The organism is Mesorhizobium sp. M0408 (assembly GCF_040321495.1).
In the GTDB taxonomy this organism is placed as follows: Bacteria; Pseudomonadota; Alphaproteobacteria; order Rhizobiales; family Rhizobiaceae; genus Mesorhizobium.
In genome coordinates, this window is record NZ_JAMYRO010000016.1 from 46967 (window position 1) to 63950 (window position 16984).

At 61.8% G+C, this 16984-nt stretch carries 18 protein-coding genes; 10 read left to right on the plus strand and 8 right to left on the minus strand.

All coding sequences use genetic code 11. The features are described 5' to 3' along the window. Positions 1–137 precede the first annotated feature (137 nt). The 3 genes from NKI67_RS19530 (at position 138) to NKI67_RS19540 (ending at position 1682) form a co-directional block, all read left to right on the plus strand. A complete protein-coding gene (locus tag NKI67_RS19530) occupies positions 138–557 on the plus strand; it encodes a GFA family protein (protein ID WP_031212867.1) in 420 nt (139 codons plus the stop codon). Between the two features lie 76 nt (positions 558–633). Continuing rightward, a complete protein-coding gene (locus NKI67_RS19535) occupies positions 634–993 on the plus strand; it encodes a diacylglycerol kinase (RefSeq protein ID WP_031212866.1) in 360 nt (119 codons plus the stop codon). A 101-nt stretch (positions 994–1094) separates the two neighbouring features. Then, positions 1095–1682, plus strand: coding sequence for a hemerythrin domain-containing protein (locus tag NKI67_RS19540; RefSeq protein WP_031212865.1), 588 nt, complete (start codon positions 1095–1097; stop codon positions 1680–1682). A 3-nt stretch (positions 1683–1685) separates the two neighbouring features. Here the strand turns inward: NKI67_RS19540 and NKI67_RS19545 are convergent, their stop codons facing one another. Beyond that, entirely contained in the window at positions 1686–2273 is a 588-nt protein-coding gene (locus NKI67_RS19545; protein WP_023680016.1) for a DedA family protein, read from the minus strand. After that, on the minus strand, positions 2270–2833 hold the full coding sequence (locus NKI67_RS19550; protein WP_352646450.1) for a DUF1003 domain-containing protein: 564 nt from the start codon (positions 2831–2833) through the stop codon (positions 2270–2272). The genes NKI67_RS19545 and NKI67_RS19550 overlap by 4 nt, the downstream gene beginning before the upstream one ends. Positions 2834–2916: 83 nt before the next feature. On the opposite strand from NKI67_RS19550, the gene NKI67_RS19555 reads away from it, so the two are divergent. From NKI67_RS19555 to gltX, 5 genes are all read left to right on the plus strand, one after another. Continuing rightward, entirely contained in the window at positions 2917–3630 is a 714-nt protein-coding gene (locus tag NKI67_RS19555) for a DNA-3-methyladenine glycosylase I (RefSeq protein WP_023680014.1), read from the plus strand. Between the two features lie 65 nt (positions 3631–3695). Then, positions 3696–5378: an NAD+ synthase gene (locus tag NKI67_RS19560; RefSeq protein ID WP_352568778.1), complete on the plus strand. Its 1683-nt coding sequence runs from the start codon at positions 3696–3698 to the stop codon at positions 5376–5378. Between the two features lie 26 nt (positions 5379–5404). Next, a complete protein-coding gene (locus NKI67_RS19565; RefSeq protein ID WP_352455666.1) occupies positions 5405–5806 on the plus strand; it encodes a GNAT family N-acetyltransferase in 402 nt (133 codons plus the stop codon). Between the two features lie 375 nt (positions 5807–6181). Next, positions 6182–7987 carry an ABC transporter ATP-binding protein gene (locus NKI67_RS19570; protein WP_352568776.1) on the plus strand — a complete coding sequence of 602 codons (1806 nt, stop codon included), beginning with the start codon at positions 6182–6184 and terminating at the stop codon, positions 7985–7987. A 133-nt stretch (positions 7988–8120) separates the two neighbouring features. Next, complete coding sequence (gene gltX, locus NKI67_RS19575; RefSeq protein WP_352568775.1) at positions 8121–9494, plus strand: glutamate--tRNA ligase; 1374 nt, start codon at positions 8121–8123, stop codon at positions 9492–9494. Here gltX and NKI67_RS19580 read toward each other — a convergent pair. Further along, the gene (locus tag NKI67_RS19580; protein WP_352568774.1) at positions 9412–10626 is read right to left on the minus strand and encodes a DUF2865 domain-containing protein; all 1215 of its coding nucleotides are present in this window, start codon (positions 10624–10626) and stop codon (positions 9412–9414) included. The two genes, gltX and NKI67_RS19580, sit on opposite strands and share 83 nt — an antisense overlap. A gap of 263 nt (positions 10627–10889) precedes the next feature. Between NKI67_RS19580 and NKI67_RS19585 the strand changes: the two genes are divergently transcribed. Then, positions 10890–11510: a DUF1287 domain-containing protein gene (locus NKI67_RS19585; protein WP_051406245.1), complete on the plus strand. Its 621-nt coding sequence runs from the start codon at positions 10890–10892 to the stop codon at positions 11508–11510. 12 nt (positions 11511–11522) lie between these two features. On the opposite strand, the gene NKI67_RS19590 is transcribed toward NKI67_RS19585, so the two are convergent. From NKI67_RS19590 to NKI67_RS19610, 5 genes are all read right to left on the minus strand, one after another. Further along, entirely contained in the window at positions 11523–13847 is a 2325-nt protein-coding gene (locus NKI67_RS19590; RefSeq protein WP_352568773.1) for an NADP-dependent malic enzyme, read from the minus strand. Between the two features lie 214 nt (positions 13848–14061). Next, a complete protein-coding gene (locus tag NKI67_RS19595; RefSeq protein WP_352568772.1) occupies positions 14062–14370 on the minus strand; it encodes a hypothetical protein in 309 nt (102 codons plus the stop codon). Next, a complete protein-coding gene (locus NKI67_RS19600; protein WP_352568771.1) occupies positions 14367–14630 on the minus strand; it encodes a hypothetical protein in 264 nt (87 codons plus the stop codon). The genes NKI67_RS19595 and NKI67_RS19600 overlap by 4 nt, the downstream gene beginning before the upstream one ends. 52 nt (positions 14631–14682) lie before the next feature. Continuing rightward, a complete protein-coding gene (locus NKI67_RS19605; RefSeq protein WP_352646455.1) occupies positions 14683–15060 on the minus strand; it encodes a hypothetical protein in 378 nt (125 codons plus the stop codon). Between the two features lie 85 nt (positions 15061–15145). After that, entirely contained in the window at positions 15146–15925 is a 780-nt protein-coding gene (locus NKI67_RS19610) for an SDR family oxidoreductase (RefSeq protein ID WP_352448726.1), read from the minus strand. Positions 15926–16045: 120 nt separating this feature from the next. Between NKI67_RS19610 and NKI67_RS19615 the strand changes: the two genes are divergently transcribed. Continuing rightward, positions 16046–16867, plus strand: a complete 822-nt coding sequence (locus NKI67_RS19615; protein WP_352568769.1) for a UDP-2,3-diacylglucosamine diphosphatase — start codon at positions 16046–16048, stop codon at positions 16865–16867. Positions 16868–16984 lie beyond the last annotated feature (117 nt).

Consider the following 16984-nt stretch of genomic DNA (forward strand, 5'->3'; position numbering starts at 1 on the left):
TTTGATGTCATTGAAGAAGCGCCGGGCGAAAACCGGCGCTTTTTGTATTCAATCCCGCCGGTGTCGCATTTGCTCGTGCCTAACGCGCGCAAAACTGGAATCCTGCCAGGCGATGGCAATTGCATCGGGAGGCCGACATGGCTGACAGTCACAGCGGATCATGCTTGTGCGGGGCAGTGCGGTTCCAGACACGAGGACCGCTACGCGGTGTCGTCTACTGCCATTGCTCGCAGTGCCGGAAGCAGAGCGGGCATTTTTATGCGGCGACCAATGTTGCCGACCGCGACATCACAATCACCGGCGCGGAGAGCATCACCTGGTACGAGGCTTCTTCGTTCGCCAGACGCGGCTTCTGCAAGACATGCGGCTCTCTGCTGTTCTGGAAGCCGAGCGATGATGGCTATGTTTCGGTCATGGCAGGGCTGTTCGACGCGCCAACCGGGCTTCAAGGAGAATGCCATATCTTCGTCGGCGACAAGGGCGATTATTACGCCATCGATGACGGGCTGCCGCAGTTCGAGAAGTCGACACCGTCGATCAAGGTGGCAGGCGACTGATTTTGAAGAGGTCGCCTTATTCCCTTGGTCCAGCCATTGCGCTAATCCCCTGCCGGTGATTCCGAAGGGTTTTGGCATGCAGCGGCTGATCGACGCTTTTTACAATTCGGTGCGGGCGTTTCGCAAACTGGCCGCCGGCGAGGAGGCTTTCCAGTTGGAGCTGACACTGCTCGTGCTTGCCTTGCCGCTCGGCTGGTTCCTTTCGGAATCGTGGCGCGGCTATGCGTTGCTGATCGGCGCGGTGCTGCTCATGATCATGATCGAGGTGTTGAATACCGGCATCGAGGCGGCATGCGACGCGTTCAGCCGCGAATTCAACATCGATATCCAACTGGCCAAGGATTGCGGTTCGCTGGCGGTGCTGATTTCGGTGGTGATCGCTGCCGGCGTCTGGGGCGTCGCCGTCATCGAGCGGATCCTCGGGGTACCGATCTGAGGTTTCAGACACTACATGCCGTCACTGCATTTCTCGTTTTGACCATGATCTTTTCCGAAAACCGGTACCACTTTTCGGGATCATGGTCTGAGGAGACCGATATGGCCGATACCGCCGGATTTCTGCTGCTCGAACGTGAGGGCCTGCCGGACGATCTTCGCTGGCTGGTTGAAAAATTTCCACGCGAGGTCTGGCAGGCGCATGCCAACATCCACGGCGTGGCCAATATGTGGCTGCAGCGGCACGATATGTTCCGCGAGCTTGGCGGCATGCTCACCAATGGTATCGGCGATTATCGAGAAGGTAGGCTGAACGCGCCGGAATTCGCGCGCTGGTTCGCGCCGCGCCTCAACCATTTCCTCGGCAATCTCGACGGCCACCACAATGTCGAGGACCATCATTATTTCCCGGTCTTCGCCAGGGCCGAGACCCGTCTGAAGCGCGGCTTCGAAATCCTGGATGCCGATCACCACACAATCCATGAGGGACTGGAGCGCAATGGCCAGGCGGCAAATGCCTTCATCCGCACGCTTCAGGAGAGCGAAGACAAACAGCGTTTCGCCGCCGATGCCTATGCTGACGAGAACAGCCGGCTGATCGCCATGTTGACCCGGCATCTTGCCGACGAGGAAGACCTGATCATTCCGCTGATCCTCGAGAAGGGTGATCGTGCGCTCGGCATTGATTGACGATCAGCTTCCCTTGTGGAGTTCCTTCTTGGCGACGATATGGGCCGCGAGCCAGCCGAGGATGGCCACAACGAGGCCGATTGCCAGAGCGATCAGCAACCGCTCGTGGCGGGCCAGCGCCTGGCCGACGATGTGCTCCGCGCCCAGCCCGAAGACATAACCGACAGTGCAGAACAGTGCCGCCCAGACTACCGACGAGATGGCGTTGAGGATGATGAAGCGCGCCGCGGCGATGCCCGACAGCCCGGCCGCGATTCCGCCGACCAGTCGCAGGCCATAGATGTAACGGTTCGACAGCACGAAAATGTTGGGATGAGAGGTGACAAGGCGGTAGGCGTGGCTGAAGCCCGGCCGGGCTCGGAGCCTGATCACGAATTTATGGTCGGCGAAGCTCCGTCCCAAGATGAAGAACAAGGTGTCGCCACCGAAGGCGCCGAGCGCGGCTGCGAGAAACGCCTGCCACGGGACGAAGACATGCTGATGCGCAAAAAAACCGCCAAGAATTGCGGCGCTTTCGCCCTCGGCGACGCAGCCCAGAAAAACCGCGACCAATCCATATTGCTCAATGAGACGATGGATGACTTCCGTCATGAAGACGTTCGCTGCTTCGACAGAATGTCGTCGATGCGCTTCACCTGCTCGGCCAGCCGGGCGATCTCGTCTCGCATGCCGATGATCTGGCTGTGGCGCAGTTCGTCGAGCTTTTCGTGTAACGCCATGATCTCGATCTCGGCCTTGAGATTAACCTCATAGTCGTGGGCGGCGTCGATTCGATCGCGCTCCGTCTGGCGGTTCTGCGCCATCATGATCACTGGCGCCTGCAGGGCGGCAACCATGGAAAGCACGAGATTGAGAAAGATGAAGGGATACGGATCGAAGGCGGCGCGCGACAAGAGCCAGACATTGCCTGCCGTCCACAGGATCAGGAAGCCAATGAATGCCAGGATGAAGGACCACGAGCCGCCGATCCGTGCGATGGTGTCGGCCAGGCGATCTCCAAACGTCTGGTGAAAGGCGACGGCCTTGTTGGTGTCCTTGGAGATCGTGGTGCGCTCGAGCGTAGATTGCAGTACCCGGCTTTCGAGCGCGCTGAGGCCGTCCGGCTTTCGCTTCAGCCAGCGGCTTGCCAGGTCCTCGATCGTATTGTTCATCGTCGCCTCCGTCGTCAGCGATGAGGTAGAAGCTGCCGGTTCATACGGGAAGTGGTAGATTGACGCGATGGGGTCAGGAAACAATGGTGGATTTTCAGAAAATTCGCGCCCGTGCAGCGAAGCGCAAAGGCGGTGAGGCAGCGCTGACGTCGCTGCTGGGTCCTATGCCCGACAATGCCGCGGTGGCAAAAATTGCGGACGACCGGATCCTGTCGACCATGGCCGAGCGGGTTTTTGCCGCCGGCTTTGTCTGGCGGGTCATCGAGCAGAAATGGCCGGGTTTCGAGGAAGCATTTCTTGGCTTCGAGCCGAGGCGGCTGCTGTTCCAGCCTGACGATTTCTGGCACGATCTCACAGCCGACAAGCGCATCGTCCGCAATCCGCAGAAGATCAAATCCGTACGCGACAACGCAGCCTTCGTCGCGCGCGTGTCGAAGGAGCATGGCAGCTTCGGCAAGTTCCTGGCCAATTGGCCGGCGGATGACCAGGTCGGATTGATGGCCTATCTCGGCAAGCATGGCAGCCGGCTCGGCGGCAATACCGGCCAGTATTTTCTGCGCTGGCTGGAGTGGGACGCCTTCATCGTCTCGGCCGACATGACGGCAGCGCTGCGCGACGCCGGGCTCGACCTCGCGCAGAGCCCGACATCGAAGAAGGACCTGGACAAGATCCAAGTGCAGATAAACGCCTGGGCGGCGGAAACCGGGCTGCCGCGCCGGCACATTTCGCGCATTCTGGCAATGTCGATCGGCGAGAACCATCCGCCGGAAGCCTTGCGCGAATATATGGGCGAATAGGATCGACTGTTTGGTCCAAACGAACGCCATTGCTCGACGAATTTTGCCGCGCTAAACCCACGGGCATGACAGACAAGACCGCTCCAGACATATTGCGCATCGCCGTCGCCCAGCTCAATCCGACGGTCGGCGACGTCGCCGGCAATCTTGCCAAGGCACGCGAGGCGAGGGCGGATGCCGCCCGCCAAGGCGCCGACCTCGTGCTGTTTACCGAGCTTTTCCTTGCCGGCTATCCGCCTGAGGATCTGGTGCTGAAGCCCGCCTTCCTGAAGGCCTGCGAGCGGGCGGCGGAGGATTTCGCCGGCGATACCGCCGACGGCGGCCCGGGTTTCGTCATCGGCACGCCGTTGAAGCGCAAGACCGGCACGCACAATTCGATCATCTTTGCCGATGGCGGCAAGATCCTTGCCGAACGCTACAAGCTCGATCTGCCGAATTACGGTGAGTTCGACGAGAAGCGCGTCTTCCAGGCCGGCCCCGAGATCCAGGGGCCGGTCAATTTCCGCGGCGTGCGCGTGGGAGTGCCGATCTGCGAAGATATCTGGGGCGAGGTTGCCGTCTGCGAGACGCTGGCCGAAAGCGGCGCGGAAATCCTGCTGGTCCCGAACGGCTCGCCCTATTACCGCGGCAAGGTCGACGTCCGCCACCAGATCGTCATCCGCCAGGTCATCGAATGCGGACTGCCGATTATCTATGCCAACCAGCTTGGCGGCCAGGACGAGCTGGTTTTCGATGGCGCATCGTTTGCCATAGGTTCTGACAAGACGCTGGCCTTCCAGATGAGCCAGTTCGAGGAGACGGTCAACGTCACCACCTGGAAGCGAAAGAATGACATCTGGGTCTGCTCTGACGGACCGATGTCGAAAATCCCGGAGAAGGAGGAGGCCGACTACCGCGCCTGCATGTTGGGCCTGCGCGATTACGTCAACAAGAACGGCTTCAAGAATGTCGTGCTCGGCCTTTCCGGCGGCATCGATTCGGCGATCTGCGCGGCACTTGCCGTCGATGCGCTGGGCGAGGAACGGCTGCGCGCCGTGATGATGCCTTACCGCTACACTTCGAAGGACTCGCTGAAGGATGCCGAGGACTGCGCCCGAGCACTCGGCTGCCGCTACGATATCGTGCCGATCTTCGAGCCGGTCGAGGGCTTCCTGCACACGTTGACACAGCTTTTCGAGGGCACCAAGGAAGGCATCACCGAGGAAAACCTGCAGAGCCGGGCCCGCGGCACCATCCTGATGGCGATTTCCAACAAATTCGGCTCGATGGTGGTCACCACCGGCAACAAAAGCGAGATGTCGGTCGGCTACGCGACGCTCTATGGCGACATGAATGGCGGCTTCAATCCGATCAAGGACCTCTACAAGATGCAGGTCTATGCGCTGTCGCGCTGGCGCAACGCGCATATGCCGCCGGGTGCGCTCGGTCCGTCCGGCGAGGTGATCCCGAACAACATCATCGACAAGGCGCCCTCGGCGGAACTGCGAGAGAACCAGACGGACCAGGATTCGCTGCCGCCCTATCCGGTGCTCGACGACATATTGGAATGTCTGGTCGAAAACGAGATGGGTGTCGACGACATCGTTGCGCGCGGCCATGACCGGGCGACGGTGACGCGCGTCGAGCACCTGCTTTACGTCGCCGAATACAAACGCCGGCAGGCGGCGCCCGGCGTGAAGATCACCAGGAAGAACTTTGGCCGCGACCGCCGCTATCCCATTACCAACCGGTTCAGGGATGGCGGGTAGGCGATTGGCTGCATAACGGTTTAGCCATGGCCAACCTTGAAATCAGCTTCGACCTGTCGCGGATCGATTTCCGGGCGACGTCCGACATTTTGAAGGAGAGCTATTGGGGCAGTGGCCGCAGCGACGAACAGCACCACCGCGCCTTCGCCAACTCACTGTGCGTCGGCGCCTATGTCGGCGGCAATCAGGTCGGCTTCGGCCGGGCGATCACCGACCGTACGGTATTTGCCTATCTCGCCGACATAATTGTCTGGCCGGGGTATCGCGGACAAGGCATCGGAACCCGGCTTGTCCAGGCGCTTATCGACCACCCGGACGTCAAGACGGTCACGCATTGGAGCCTGTCGACCAACGACGCCCATGCGGTTTACGAGAAGCTCGGCTTCAGGCCTTCCACCGACGGCCGCTATATGCGCTTCGACCGATGAGGGCGCACAACCCGCGATTGTTGCAAAATCGTCTCACTGCTTGGACCAGATGCGCTTTGGGCTATCTAGTGACTTGGCGCGGCGTTGAGGCGTCTCTATAAACACCTCTCCGCGATTCCCCTTCAGGAGGAACCGAATGCCAGGATTTGACATCGTTATGCGAGGCCGCGAAGCCTAGGTCTTGGTCAGCGCGCCGCGAGATAGCCTCGCGGCAAGGCTGAACCGAGGCAGGTATTTCGCCGCTGCCGGTCGCCGCCCCTCTACAGGGCCGCCAAATACGCCAAACCTCCGCATCTCCGGGCGCCTAGCGGCGCCGACGCGGTATTTCAATTTCTACTTTCGTGGGATCGGGCTCGTTTGCGCCCGAATGACATCATGACTCGTTTTCGAATAGATTTGCGCGCGGGCGCCTTTCGCAGCGTTCTTGGCTTCACGCTCAGCCATTGGCGGCGTCAGCCGTGGCGGCTTGCCGGCATTATGGGCACGTTCCTGCTCTCGACCTTGGCCGACGTGCTGACGCCGCTCTATTCCGGCCGGCTGGTGGATGCCGTCGCCAGCAGTGCTGCGGCCGACGATGTTGCGTGGAACGCGGCGACAGCGGCCTTTTCGATGCTGGTGGCCCTGGCGCTCACCGGTGTCGTGCTGCGCAATCTCGCCTTCATGGCCATTGTCGAGCTGACGTTGAAGATGATGGCGGATATCGCCGCCGACGCCTTCCACCGCGTCCAGCGCTTCTCCACCGACTGGCACGCCAACAGCTTCGCCGGATCGACGGTGCGCAAGATAACGCGCGGCATGTGGGCGCTCGACCTGCTCAACGACACGATCCTGATCGCGCTGCTGCCATCGGTCGTCATGCTCGTCGGCTCGACGCTGCTGCTTGGCTGGTTCTGGCCGCTGATGGGTGCTGTCGTCGCCACCGGTTCGGTCCTGTTCATCGCGGTGACGACGATGCTGTCGCTTGGCTATGTCGCGCCCGCGGCAAGGCTTGCCAATGCGTGGGATACACGGCTCGGCGGCTCGCTGGCCGACGCGGTGAGCTGCAATGCCGTGGTCAAGGGTTTTGGCGCCGAGGAACGCGAGGAGACACGGCTTGCCGAGGTCGTCGCTAAATGGCGCGGTCGCACGCGCCGCACCTGGATGCGCGGCACCGTCAACGGCACCACGCAAGGGACGATGCTGCTGCTTTTGAGGGCAGCGGTTATCGGATTCTCCCTGCTGTTGTGGTCGTGGGGGCAGGCGAGCGCCGGCGATGTCGCCTTCGTGTTGACCTCATTCTTCGTGCTGCAAGGCTATCTGCGCGACATCGGCACACATATCCGCAATCTGCAGCGCTCGATCAACGACATGGAGGAACTGGTCGACTTCCAGTCCGAACCACTCGGCATCGAGGATCGGCCCGGAGCCAAACCGATCCGGATCACCGATGGCCGTATCACCTTCGACAAGGTCACGTTCCATTATGGCAGCCACCGCCTGCCGCTCTATCGCGACTTTTCGGTGGACATCGCGCCGGGCGAACGGGTTGGGCTGGTTGGCCATTCGGGCTCCGGCAAGACGACATTCGTCAAGCTGATCCAGCGCCTCTACGACGTGACTGCGGGCAATATCCTGATCGACGGCCAGGATATTGCCAATGTGGCGCAGGCGTCGCTGCGCGCACAGATCGCGATTGTCCAGCAGGAGCCGATCCTGTTTCACCGGTCGCTGGCCGAAAACATCGCCTATGCCCGGCCGGCCGCCATGCAGGCCGAGATCGAGCACGCGGCGCGATTGGCCAGCGCGCATGACTTCATCGCCAATTTGCCGAAAGGCTATGGCACGCTGGTCGGCGAGCGTGGCGTAAAGCTATCGGGTGGTGAGCGTCAACGCGTTGCAATCGCACGCGCCTTTCTTGCCGATGCGCGCATTCTCATCCTGGATGAGGCAACGTCGAGCCTCGATTCGGAATCGGAGGTGCTGATCCAGCAGGCGATGGAGCGCTTGATGGTCGGCCGCACGACGCTGGTCATTGCCCACCGGCTGTCGACGGTGCGGGCGCTGGACAGGCTTTTGGTGTTCGATCGCGGCCGCATCGTCGAAGAGGGCTCGCATGACCAGCTGATCCGGCTGCAAGGCGGCATCTACCGCCGGCTGTTCGAACGCCAGGCGCTTGAGCTGACCAAAGGCATGGTGATCTGACGGTTGCGGCGCCGCGCGTCCTGATGGACGCGTGGCGCTGCAGTCTTTTCTTCGCCTTCGTCATGTTCTATGTCTGCCGCCGAGCGCGGGGGCGCGTCTTGTCAATAGCAAAACCATCCGGTACGCCCCGCTCATGACAGTTACCGTCCGTTTCGCCCCGTCACCGACCGGCCGCATCCATATCGGCAATGCGCGCACCGCTCTGTTCAACTGGCTGTTCGCCATCAAGAACAAGGGCCGCTTCATCCAGCGCTTCGACGACACCGACGTTGCCCGTTCGACGCAGGAATTTTCCGACGCCATCCTTTATGACCTGCATTGGCTGGGCATCTTCCCCGACGCCACGGAGTATCAGTCGCGGCGGGTCGAAATCTATGATGCCGCACTGCAGAAGCTGAAGGAGGCGCGCCTCGTCTATGCCTGCTATGAGACGCCTGAAGAGCTCGACCTGAGGCGCAAGGTGCGCCGCACGCGTGGCCTGCCGCCAGTCTATGGCCGCGAGGCGCTGACGCTGGCACCCGAGCAGGTGGCGGAATATGAGGCCGATGGCCGGCGGCCGCACTGGCGCTTTCTGCTGCCCAACTTCAGCAGCGATCCGCTGCAGCCGGAGCGCACCGAAATCCAGTGGAACGACCTGGTGCGCGGCGAAGAGACCGTCGACCTCGCCTCGCTTTCAGACCCGGTTCTGCGGCGTGAGGACGGCACCTACCTCTATACATTGCCTTCGGTTGTCGACGACATCGACATGGGCGTCAGCCATGTCATTCGCGGCGACGACCACGTCACCAATACCGGCGTCCAGATAGCCCTGTTCCGAGCACTTGGCGCGGAGCCGCCGGTGTTCGGCCACCACAATCTCCTGACAACGGCATCAGGCGAGGGACTTTCGAAGCGCACCGGCGCGCTGTCCATCCAGAGCCTGCGTGAGAGCGGCATCGAGCCGATGGCGATCGCTTCGCTGGCGGTGCTCGTCGGCACCTCGGAAAACGTCGTGGCGGTGCCAACGATGGCCGAGCTAGCCGAGCGCTTCGATCCGGCTGCAACATCGAAATCCGCCGCCAAATTCGACCCGGACGAGCTCTTCGTGCTCAACCGCACGCTGCTGCATCACATGCCGTTTTCCGAGGCGCGCGACCGGCTGATCGTGCTCGGCATCTCCGGCGAACAGGCCGAGCCTTTCTGGCTGGCCGTGCGCGGCAATCTCGACAGGCTGGCCGATGCGGCGATCTGGTGGCGTACGCTTCGAGACGGTCCAGAGGAGCCGGCGGAGTTTTCCGACGATGACCGCGACTTTCTTCGCCAGGCGTTCGAACTGCTGCCGGAGGAGCCTTGGAACGGCACCGTCTGGAAAGACTGGACCGGCAAGATCCGAGAGGCGAGCGGCCGTAAGGGCAAGGCGCTGTTCATGCCGCTCAGGCTGGCGCTTACGGGACAGCCTTCGGGTCCGGAGCTTGCAGATCTGTTGCCGCTGCTGGGTCGGGAAGGAACGTTGGCCCGACGACCCTGACCTTGCGCTGTTCTGGCGGGGGCAGGGACGTCGGCGAAGGCACGGGCTTGACGGCAAGGCGTCTGATCGCCTCACGGTCGAGACCGTCTTGCGCATTGGCCAAGGACTCCGGGTCGGCGCCCGGATCAGGCCTAGCAACCGGCAGCGGAATGAACGGGGTACTCTCTACATTCGCCTCAGATTGTGCCCGGGTTGGCGGGTTGCCGGCGATGATCTCGAAATTCTGCGCGGCATTGCAGCCGCAGGTCGGCGGCCGCGGCATGTCGGACTGCTTGTAGAGGTAGGCCGTCGGCAGTTCGATATAAGGCCTGCCGGTCACCGAAGACGTCATGGACGCCGAATCGCCATTCATGCCGCGCGTGTAGAAAACCTGCATTTCTGTGCCGGGGCAGCTCGATTCGCAATTCTTCTGGTCGCGCTCGAAATCGCCCAGTGAGGCGGCATTCGACATCGGAAAGAAATAACCGTCGCAGGTCCGCACGCACATGGTGCGGAATTCGCCTCGCGGCTGGCCCAACTCGTCGGCGTTGTTGAGCATGGTGCGAATGTTGCGCGGCTGACTTAGTTCTTCAGCCTGGTCGGGCTCTTCAGGCTGATCGGGCGCACCGGGTTCAGTTGCGTCACTGCCCAAAAGCTGGTCGAGCAGGTTTCGCTTGCCGTTTTCACGGCTGGCTTCGCGGACCGGCGCGGGCGTCCGCGCCGCCCCATCATCGCGGCAGCCATTGGCGTCAAGCAACGTCAATATGCGCGCGCGATCGCGTCGCGAACCACCGCCGGCAAGGTCGGCGCGCTTGGCCTGGAGGGCGTCGAGATTGGCTGCCATGCGATCGATGGTGGCGTCGAGTGCCGCGCATGCATTGGCGTTGCGGCGAGACAGCGAAAAGCCGCAGCCGGCGCTGCTGGCCTGGCTGACGGCCTTTGAAATCTGCTGGCGCTGCCGGACGATTGCGTCGTCATATTTCCTGAGCAAAGCCGGTTTGCCGCCGCCACCACGAGAAGCGGCGGCAAGATCGGCTTCAAGCTGGCGGCAGAGGCGCGGAGCGGCCTGCGCCTGAGTGACGGCAATGCCGCACAGTAGCAGAGCGCCGAGCAGCGCGGCGGCCCGCGTCAGCTTCCAACATGCGCCCGTCATCCCTCCGAAACTCCGCCTGCCTGTCGTTCAGAAAGCTACCGCGCTTGCGGTTAACCGTTTGTTTAGCATACCGCCGATTCCGGCTTCATCCCAAATCGGATGGCTTGCGCCGGTGCGCGGCTTCGACCACGACCAGCGCTGTCATATCGACCACGCCGCACGACATACTCGGACAGAGCCACGACCGAGACATCCTGGCGATGCACGAAAAAGGCGTATTCGCCCAGAAGAATGCCCGGATCCAGAATGCCCGGAGGCTTGGCATGACCGCGATTACCCGTCGAGCCGCAGTGCAGTTTGGTCTTTTGTGCCTGGCGATGCCGGATGCCATGGCGCAGGAAAAGCCCATCACGCCGGATTGGGGTACCAAATTGGTCGAAGCTGCCCGTGAGCAGATCGGCGTCACCATGCTCTACGATCCGACCTATACACGCCTGGCCTATCCGGGCGGGGACGTTGGGCCCGAGCGGGGTGTGTGCACGGATGTCGTGATCCGTGCCTATCGCCGCGCCTTCGATCTCGACCTGCAAGAATTGGTGCATGAGGATATGCGGGCCAATTTTGCCGCCTATCCGAAGGCTTGGGGCTTGAAGGCGCCCGACCGCAACATCGACCACCGCCGTGTGCCCAACCTTGCGGTCTATTTCGAGCGGCGCGGTGCTGCCTTGCCCGTCAGCCAAGACCCGGCCGACTATCGGCCAGGGGATCTCATCGCCCAGATGCTGCCCGGCAATCTGTCGCATATTGCCATCGTGTCGTCCAATCGCTCCACTTTGGTACCGACAAGAAGACTGGTCATTCACAATATCGGCGGCGGCGCCAGGGAAGAGGACACTTTGTTTGCCTTCAGGCAGACAGGACATTTCCGGTTCAGGCCAATCTGAGAAAGCCCGCGGCTATTCCAGATCGACGATGGCTTGCGCCTTGTGCGCGGCTTCGACCACGGCCAGTGCCGTCATATTGACGACGCCGCGCGACGTCACCGACGGCGTCAATATATGCGCCGGGCTGTCGGTGCCGAGCAGGATCGGGCCGACATGCAGCGCGTCCATCATTGTGCGCAGCGCCGTCAGTGTGATGTTCGCCGAATCGAGATTGGGGAACACCAGCAGATTGGCTTCGCCTTTCAGCCGCGAATGCGGATAGACGCGTTGGCGCAGCTGCTCCGATAGTGCCGAGTCGGCATGCATCTCGCCGTCGCATTGCAGGTCGGGCGCGATGCGCGCCAGGATTGCCGCTGCCTGCCGCATCTTCATGGCGCTTGGCGAATCGCGAGAGCCGAAATCAGAATGCGAAAGCAGGGCTGCCTTGGGCTCGATGCCGAAACGCTGAATTTCCTCGGCCGCCAAAACGGTCATTTCCGCTATTTCTTCGGCGGTCGGGTCGACGGAGACATGGGTGTCGGTGAGGAAAATGATGCCGCGCTGCGAGATCAGCATGGAGAGCGTCGACAGGTCGCGATCCCTAATGCCGGCGCGTGGCCCGATGATCAACGTCACGTTGCGCAGATGGCGCTCGAATCGGCCTTCGAGGCCGCAGACCATGGCGTCGGCGTCGCCGCGCTTCAGGGCAAGGGCCGCGATCACCGTATTATCGGTGCGCACCATGGTGCGCGCGGCTTCCGTCGTCACCCCACGCCGGCCGGCAAGCTCGATCAAAAGGTCGACATAGTGGCGGTAACGCGGATCGTCTTCCGGGTTGATCAAGCCGAAATCGATGCCCGGCTTGATGCGCAGCCCGTAGCGCTTCAGCCGCACCTCGATGACATGCGGGCGGCCGATCAGGATCGGTTCGGCAATGCCTTCCTCGAGCACGACCTGCGCGGCGCGAAGCACGCGCTCGTCCTCGCCGTCGGCATAAATGACGCGCTTGGCGCTCGACGTCTTGGCCATCGAGAATACCGGCTTCATGACCAGGCCGGAGCGGAAGACGAAGCGGTTCAGCTTGTCGATATAGGCGGCGAAATCTGTGATCGGCCGGGTCGCGACGCCGGTCTCGCACGCTGCCTTGGCGACAGCAGGGGCAATGCGCAGGATCAGCCGCGGATCGAAAGGCGAGGGGATCAGGAACTCCGGACCAAAGATCGGCGTCTCGCCGGAATAGGCACGCGCGGCAACGTCGGACGGCTCTTCGCGGGCAAGCGCTGCAATCGCTCGCACGGCGGCCATTTTCATCTCTTCGTTGATGGCGCTTGCACCACAATCCAGCGCGCCACGGAAGATGTAGGGAAAACAGAGTACGTTGTTGACTTGGTTGGGGAAATCGGAGCGGCCTGTGCAGATCATCGCGTCGGGCCGTGCTGCCCGCGCCGCTTCCGGCATGATCTCGGGATTGGGGTTGGCCAGCGCGAGGATCAACGGCTTGGGCGCCATGTGGTGGAGCAGTTCCGGTTTCAGTACGCCGGCGGCAGACAGGCCGAGAAACACGTCGGCGCCGGGCAGAACGTCAGCCAGCGCGCGCGCCTCGGTATCCTTCACGTAGGGGTCTTTCCAGCGGTCCATCTCCTCGACGCGGCCCTTATGGGCGACCCCGAACCGGTCGGTGACCCAGATGTTTTCGACCCGCGCGCCGAGCGAGACCAGAAGGTTGAGGCACGCAAGCGCCGCAGCACCTGCGCCCGACGTGACGATCTTGATGTCGGAGATGGACTTGCCGGCGAATTCCAGCCCATTGAGCACAGCGGCGGCGACGATGATGGCGGTGCCGTGCTGGTCGTCATGGAAGACCGGTATGCCCATGCGGGCTTTCAACTGTTCCTCGACTTCGAAGCATTCGGGCGCCTTGATGTCTTCCAGGTTGATGCCGCCGAAGGTTGGTTCCAGCGCCGAGATCGTCTCGACCATGCGCTCGATGCCCGGTGCATCGATCTCGATGTCGAAGACGTCGATGCCGGCGAACTTCTTGAACAGTACGGCCTTGCCTTCCATCACCGGCTTGGAGGCGAGCGGACCGATATTGCCGAGGCCCAGCACCGCCGAACCGTTGGTGACAACGCCGACCAGATTGGCGCGGGCTGTATAGTCGGCGGCGGTTGCCGGGTCGTCGCGGATTTCAAGGCAGGGGGCGGCGACCCCCGGCGAATAGGCAAGCGCCAGGTCGCGCTGATTGCCCAGTGGCTTCGTCGCCTGGATTTCCAGCTTTCCGGGACGGGGGTGCTTATGGAAATAGAGCGCTGCTTCGTCGAGGTCGGATCGGGCCGCCTTCTTGCTTTCGCCTGTCATGACGGCCGCCTCCTCAGTTCAGTCCGTTTGGTGTTTTGAGTCTCTTAGCATGCAGCCGCAGCTTTTCGAGGGGTGATATGTCGCAAGCGCGACGCTCTGCCTCGCATTAGCCTAACTTTGCGATCTGCTGTGGAAGATGTTTGCGACGAAGTAGTGCTGCGGCGAGCTATGTCGGCGCCGGTTCGAATGATCATTATGTGTGGAGGGCGGTCGCTTAGTTCTCGACGATAAAGGTGCCGTCCGTGTCTTGGTAGACGAACAACTCGACGGCGTCGTGCTTTTGACGGTCGGTCGAGATCGCGACGAAGTCATCCCCTTCCAAGTGAAAGGTAATCTCTTGATCGGTAGATGTGACGCGTTCGATGTGCGAACCGCTTGCTGCGTCACTCATGCGCAGCGACACCTCTGAATAGGCGGTAAGGCCGGTGCCGTCGGAGAAAAGAACAGTAATCCCGTACCCTTCTTCACTTCTTCCAACGGACCGTATCGACTTGCCGATCATTCTTTCTGCGAAGGTTTTCACAGTACTCCTCCCGATCCGTCGTTAGGAGAAACAGGATCAGTCGGTGGCAGGCGAACCTTGGCTTTAGCAATCATCCATTCGACTACTTCAACGGAAACCTCGGGCTGACCTAAGGTAATCGTCATCTTTCCATCAATGTCCGAGAAAAAAATCTCGCCCACTATGTGATTGTCCTGGTCGACGAGCTCCAGGTACATGCCATCCCGTTGAACATCACTGCCAATCGTTGCTTCATAATTCCGCCCGGCCAGTTCAACCATGCCGCCAGTATCTGCGAAAGACGCAAGGCCCGCAATGGATGGAAAGCGGACGCTACAGTCCCGTCGAAAGGCGGCTCTGCAGCGCTTGCACCTCTTCTCGCGAAAGGGGCGCGCTCTCGTCTGACAGGAAGAACAGAACCTCCAAGACGCCCTCGTCCGCAAAGTTGAAGTCGTCGCTCATGATCAGCGCATCGGCAACATAGGCGGCGGCTTGGACCGGGAGCGTGCCGTCCGCCAGCCCGTTAACCAGCACGTCCACATGCCGACGGTCAATGATCGTATTTGGCCCCTCAGTGATGATGACATGCCCCACGGAGCCAGGCTTGGATGCGGCGGTCACGCATTCGGTCACTTCGGCTTCAATCTCCTGCCAAAGCTCGTCCGGTAGTTTGTCGCCGTTGAGGAAGGATACGAGGGACGAGTGTTGCATTGGCGGAGCTTATGCTGATGGCTACAACGTCCGCAATGGGTCGTTTCCCGCCGTTCCCAGCGGATACCAAAGCGTCAGATACCCACTAAAACGCGCTGACATAGAGGCCGCCGTCCACCGGTATGTTCTGTCCGGTCAGATAGCCGGCATGGACCGAGCACAGGAAGGCGCAGATCTGGCCGAATTCCTCCGGCGTGCCGAGTCGCTTGGCCGGAACATTGGCCGCTGCTTGCGCCTTGCGCGCGGCGGCGGCGGCCGGATCTTCGGGCGTGCCGGCCTCGTGCGGGCCGCGCAGCCGGTCGGTATCGAGTTTTCCCGGCAGCATGTTGTTGATCGTCACATTGCGGTCGATCACCGTGCGCGCGACGCCGGCGAGGAACGAAGTGAGGCCGGCGCGGGCGCCGGACGACAGGTCGAGGCCGGGGATAGGAACATAGACCGACAGCGAGGTGATGTTGACGATGCGGCCGAAGCCGCGCGCCGCCATGCCGTCGATCACCGCCTGAACCAGTTCGACAGGGGTCACCATGTTCTGGGTGACGCCTTCGAGGATCTTTTCGCGGTCGAGCGCGCGGAAATCGCGAAACGGCGGACCGCCATTGTTGTTGACGAGGATGTCGGGATCGGGGCAGGCGGCAAGCAGCGCCTTCTGGACATCGGGCTTGGATACGTCGCCGACGATTTCGGTCACCTTGACGCCGAATTTCTCGCGCAGTTCAGCGGCAGTTTTGGCCAGCACGTCGGCGTTGCGGCCATTGACCACCAGATCGCAACCTGCCTCTGCCAGTGCCATGGCGCAGCCGCGTCCCAAGCCTTTGCTGGAAGCGCAGACGATGGCCTTCTTGCCGCGAATGCCGAGATCCATGGTGATTTTCTCCTCCGATTGCCGCGGCAACCTATCCGGATGGCTGGACCAATCGCAACCGTCATACGGTTGTTGCATGAATCGGGGCATAGCCTCACGCGAAAGCAACGGTGACAAATGATGTCCGGCGCAGAGCCCCGCACTTTCCGCAGCATGTTCATCTCCGACGTCCATCTCGGATCGAAGGCGGCGAAGGCCGAGTTCCTGATCGATTTCCTGCGCCATCACGATGCCGATATCATCTATCTCGTCGGCGACATCGTCGACGGCTGGCGCTTGAGACGAAGCTGGCATTGGCCGCAGAGCCACAATGACGTCGTCCAGAAATTGCTGCGCAAGGCGCGCAAGGGCGCCAGCATCACCTACATCGCCGGCAATCACGACGAGTTCGCGCGCCAGTTCCAGGGCGTGCATTTCGGCGGCATTGTCGTCGCCGATCGCGCCATCCACGAGACGGCCGATGGCAAACGCCTTCTTGTCATCCATGGCGACCAGTTCGACACCGTCGTCCATAATGCGCGCTGGCTGGCCTATCTCGGCGACTACGCCTATGACGCGGCGATGCTGGTCAACCGCGTCATCACGCGCCTGCGCCAGGTGCTCGGCCTGCCTTACTGGTCGTTCTCGTCCTGGGCCAAGGTCAAGGTCAAGAAGGCGGTGAATTTCATCGGCTCGTTCCAGACCGTGCTGACCGAGGAGGCGCGCCGCTCGCATGTCGACGGCGTGATCTGCGGGCACATCCACCATGCCGCGATCGAACGCTATGAGGACGTGCAATACATCAACACCGGCGATTGGGTGGAGAGCTGCACGGCGGTGGTCGAGCATTTTGACGGCCGGATGGAGATCCTGCACTGGGCGCATGTCCTGCCGGAGACTCCGGTCGGCAGCGAGGTGCTCGTGCCGATCGACATCAAGGGCAGGGCAGTCCAGGCGGCTTGACCAAATCCGGCCGCATCTCGCTTCAATCGGTTAGTCCAGCGGTTTCATCGACTTTTTCGCCGTGTTAAGCAGCGGCAGGTGTGGCGGGCCGACCCGGCTGAATGCCGTGCCGACGGA